This window comes from Synechococcus sp. R3-13 (assembly GCF_047462195.1).
Taxonomy (GTDB): domain Bacteria; phylum Cyanobacteriota; class Cyanobacteriia; order Thermostichales; family Thermostichaceae; genus Thermostichus.
Window position 1 is genome coordinate 1 of record NZ_JANSIO010000445.1, and the last position, 4,286, is coordinate 4,286.

General features: G+C 57.1%; 3 protein-coding genes. 1 reads left to right on the forward strand and 2 read right to left on the reverse strand.

Features of this window, described 5'->3' with window-relative positions:
• Positions 1-82 precede the first annotated feature (82 nt).
• Together NW856_RS12720 and NW856_RS12725 are read right to left on the reverse strand one after the other, a co-directional pair.
• Positions 83-1,003, reverse strand: coding sequence for an L-lactate dehydrogenase (locus NW856_RS12720; protein ID WP_011433746.1), 921 nt, complete (start codon positions 1,001-1,003; stop codon positions 83-85).
• 249 nt (positions 1,004-1,252) lie between these two features.
• The gene (locus NW856_RS12725; RefSeq protein ID WP_011433745.1) at positions 1,253-1,612 is read right to left on the reverse strand and encodes a hypothetical protein; all 360 of its coding nucleotides are present in this window, start codon (positions 1,610-1,612) and stop codon (positions 1,253-1,255) included.
• A 673-nt stretch (positions 1,613-2,285) separates the two neighbouring features.
• Between NW856_RS12725 and NW856_RS12730 the strand changes: the two genes are divergently transcribed.
• The coding region (locus NW856_RS12730) for a diguanylate cyclase domain-containing protein (protein WP_414400571.1) at positions 2,286-4,286 on the forward strand (2,001 nt) is incomplete at its 3' end.

Genomic DNA, 4,286 nt, shown 5'->3' on the forward strand with positions numbered 1-4,286 from the left:
CAGTGCGGGGCTCCTGCGATTTCTAGCTGACCAAGGGATCCCCCAGCTTGGAGGGGAGCGACAAAAGTCCAGGAGATCTAGGCTACCACCGGATGCTGTCGATGACTTGCCGCAAGATCTGGGCCGAGCGGTGCAGCTGCTTGCGCTCGCTCTCGGTGAGGGACATGGCCAGCGTGCGTTCCACCCCCTGCCGCCCGACCACTCTGGGCAAGCTGAGACAGACCTCTGGCAGATCGTACTCCCCTTGGGTGAGGCTGCTCACGGTTAAAACGCGGTGTTGATCCCGCAGCAGGGCTTGGACAATTTGCGTCACCCCTAACCCGATGGCGTAGCTGGTGGCCCCTTTGCGACGGATGATCTCGTAGGCAGCGTTGCGCACCTGCTCGAAGATATCCCCCAAATAGGCGGGATCCCAGTCCGGCGAGAGTTCCCCAATCGGGGTGCCGGCGATGTTCACCTTGCTCCAAACGGCCACCTCGCTATCTCCATGTTCGCCGATGATGTAGGCGTGCAGGCTACGGGGATCCACCCCCAGGCGCTCCGCCAAAAGATAGCGAAAGCGGGCTGTGTCCAAAACCGTCCCCGACCCAATTACCTGCCCTGCCGGCAACCCCGACAACTTCAGGGAAACGTAAGTCATGATGTCAACGGGATTGCTCACCACCAAAAGGAGTGTGTCAGGGCAATGCGCCATCAAGGCCGGGATCAAGCCTTTGAAGATCTCGACGTTGCGCTGCACCAAATCCAAACGGGTTTCTCCAGGCCGCTGCTTAGCCCCTGCCGTTAAAATCACTACATCTGACCCGGCGCAATCCGCCAGTTCCCCTGCCCGTATCCGCGTCGGCTCCACAAAGGGGATCCCGTGCACCAGATCCATCACTTCCCCTTCCAGCTTGTTGCGGTCGATGTCGTGAAGGACCAGCTCATCCAGAGTGTTCTGGATTACCATCGAGTAGGCACAGGCCATGCCTACCTGGCCGGCGCCGATGATGGATCCCTTCAAAAGGCGGCGAGAAGTCAGCCCCTCGACCTGCTGCTGGGAGCGCTGCTTGGGTTGGTGCTTAGAAACAGTCATGGCTGCAGCCGCTACTCTTCGTTCTCCAGCTTAAGCCTGCCTAGAGGAAGAAAAAAACAGGCTACCGCTCTCCAGAAGAACTGGAAAGGCGAGAAGAGGCAGGATCGGTTGCCGCAGCGGACTGGATCCATCTGAAACAATAAAAACAATAAATAGCCCTCTAACCTTCAACAGTCCTCAACCCGGCTGCTGGGTTAGCCGCTGCCAAAGCTGCGGAGGAATGCGCTCGTGAGGACACTTTAGGGACTGAATCTGAGCTAAATCTTCCGGCATGTAGTGCAAGGCTACCCGCGCTGCCGGATCCAAAAGGCTGCGCCGTCGTCGGTTACATTGCTCCGCTTCTCCCAGAAACACGTCTAGCCAGCCATCTCGCTCTTGGTAGCGAATCCTCAAAGCAGAGAGAGAAGGCAGAGCAGAGGAAACTTCTTTGCGGTAGAGCCGAAAGCCCTGCTCCAGACTCCAGCCCAACCACCACTGAGGCGCCAATTGCCCCAACTGCCTACACCACACCCCCGCCTGAACCTGTTGCCATGCCATGCTTGCCACTCCGCAGCTTGTTCTCCTGAGAAGACTTAACTGCAAATCTTTAGCAATTGCTACTTGGGTAAGCACTCTACCAGACTCCTCAAGCTTAATGCAAGTCTTTATCAAAGAGGATCCCTACTTTGCCGGCACGCTATTGAAAGCTAATCTCAATAGAGCTATGCTGTTACTCGGTTGAGTGGTGGAGTTGTATCCATCAGTCTTCCTCTCTTGCCTTGGATGCATCGGGGATCCCACGCCCGCGGAATTAGCCATCCTGGGTCTGGCAGGGATCCCTTTTCCAGGGCTAGCTGAGGTTCTTTCTAATGAGAGCCGTTCTAACTAATAGGAGCCTGGTTCCTTCCCAAGCGTGTCGATGTACGGGTAGAACAAGTTCGGGAGCCAGAAGCGGTTTAACCTTGAAAACGGCGACGCATAGCCCTTCACGTCGGCAGGACAGGCTTTTTAATAGTTCTTTTAATTAACCTCAAGAGTTGCTTCAAAGAATATCCCCTCCGGAGCACCCAAAAGCCCGTGCCAGCCCGGGGATCTTTTGTATCGAGAGACACACAAACTCCCCCAACAATTCCATAGGATGACCGTAGAATGGCAGAGACAGCGTGAATTCATAGCTGTTTTTTTCGGCTTGCCCTCCCCGTTGTCCGAATCTACTGGGTACTTCTAGCCTATGGTTGAAAGGGGGACTGCTGGGCCAGACCAGGCTGGCAGCGTTTATGATGCGCTGACGCGGGCCGATCTGTGGAATCCCCAGGTCATGTACCGTGGGCGCCCGGTACAGGCTCGGGGACGGGCTGTGCTGCGCACCATGTTCGAGAGCGTCAGCGATGGGTTGTTTGTCCTTGAGTGTCTGCCCCCGGAGCCAGAAAGAGGCTCACCTCAACCGCGCTGTCGGTTTTTGGTGGGTAACCCGGCTTTTTGCAGGATGTTTTTTCTCTCCTCTCGACCTATCGAGGGAGAAGAGCTCCAGAGTTGTCTACCGCCTTCTCTGGCTGCGCAGATTCAACTGCACACCGAACACTGCCTCAGCCATGGCCGGCAAGTGAGCTTTGAGCTGAGCCTAACGGCCTCTGCCGCTCCCGACCCAGAGTCGACCCATGTTCTAATCGTTACCCTTTCTCCAGTAGTTGAGGAGAACAAGCCAATCAGCCGAATTGTCGGCTCCTGTCAGGACATCACAGCACGCAAGCAAGTGGAGTGGCAGCTACAGCGCAGCCAAAAGCAACTGTTGGAGCACAACCGGGCTCTGATGGAGCTCACCCGGCACAAAGCCCTCAGCCAAGGAGACTTACAAGCTGCTCTGCAACAGATTTGTACTACAGCCGCCCGTACCCTGGGGGTGGCACGGGTGGGGGTCTGGCTCTACACGTCGGAGCGCTCCAGCATTCGCTGCATCAATCAATTCGAGATCACCCCGGACAACCCCAAGGGATCCCATACTCAAGGGGCGGAGATCTGGGCCAAAGACTATCCCCGTTATTTTCAAGCCCTGGAGCAAGAGCGCACCATTGCTGCCGACCAAGTGGTGGCGGATCCCCGCACCGCCGAGTTCGGCAATTCCTACCTGACAGCAATGGGAGTGGTCTCGATGCTGGATGCCCCCATTCGACTGGAAGGACGGATGGTGGGTGTTCTCTGCCACGAGCACATTGGCTCCCCTCGCCACTGGACCTTGGAAGAGCAAAACTTCGCCGGATCCCTGGCGGATTTGGTGTCTCTGGCCCTCGAGATCTCGGAGCGCCGGCAAGTGGAAGAGGAGCTGCGCCAGGCTGAGGAGCGCTATCGCAATTTTTTCGAGAATGCGGTAGAGGGCATTTTTTTCACCGATGCGGCAGGTCGGTATCTCTCCGCCAACCCGATGCTGGCCCAGATCTGCGGCTACAGCTCCCCCGAAGAATTGATGCGCGAAGCGAAAGAGGTGGGCAAGCGGCAGTTCTATGTGGATCCCAGCCAGTGGGAGGAATTTGTGCGGCTATTGCAGGAGCAGGGATCCGTGCGCGGTTTTGAGTATCGGCTGCGGCGGCGGGATGGCTCGATCATCTGGGTCCGAGAAAAGGCCCGTTTGGTTAAAGATAAAGCCGGAAATATCCTCGGCTATGAAGGCATCTGCGAAGACATCACCGCCCAAAAGCAGAGCTTAGCCTACATGGAGTTTCGCGCTCATCATGATGCCCTGACAGGTTTGGTGAACCGCGAAGGCTTTCGAGAGCGGCTGCAGCAGACCCTGCAGCAATACTACAGTGAATCTCTGGCCCTCTTCTTTGTGGATTTGGATCACTTCAAAGACATCAACGATACCTTCGGCCACGGTGTCGGCGATGCCCTGTTGCAGGGGGTAGCTGAACGGTTAACCAAGTGCGTTCGCCCTGGAGATATCGTCGCCCGCTGGGGAGGGGATGAGTTCACCCTGCTGCTGCCCCGAATTGGCAGCCCCACAGTGGCAGCGCGTCTGGCTCAGCGGATTGTCGATGCCTTTCAAACTCCCTTCTCCTGCGAGGGCCATTCCCTTTCCGTGACCTGCAGCATTGGCGTCGCCCTCTACCCCCAAGACGGCGTAGAAGTGTCCACCCTTTTGCACCATGCCGACTTGGCCCTCTACCAGGTCAAAGAAAAGGGTCGCAGCGGCTTTCAGCTCTACCGGCCAGTTTCAGGGATCCCGGCAGCAGTCCGC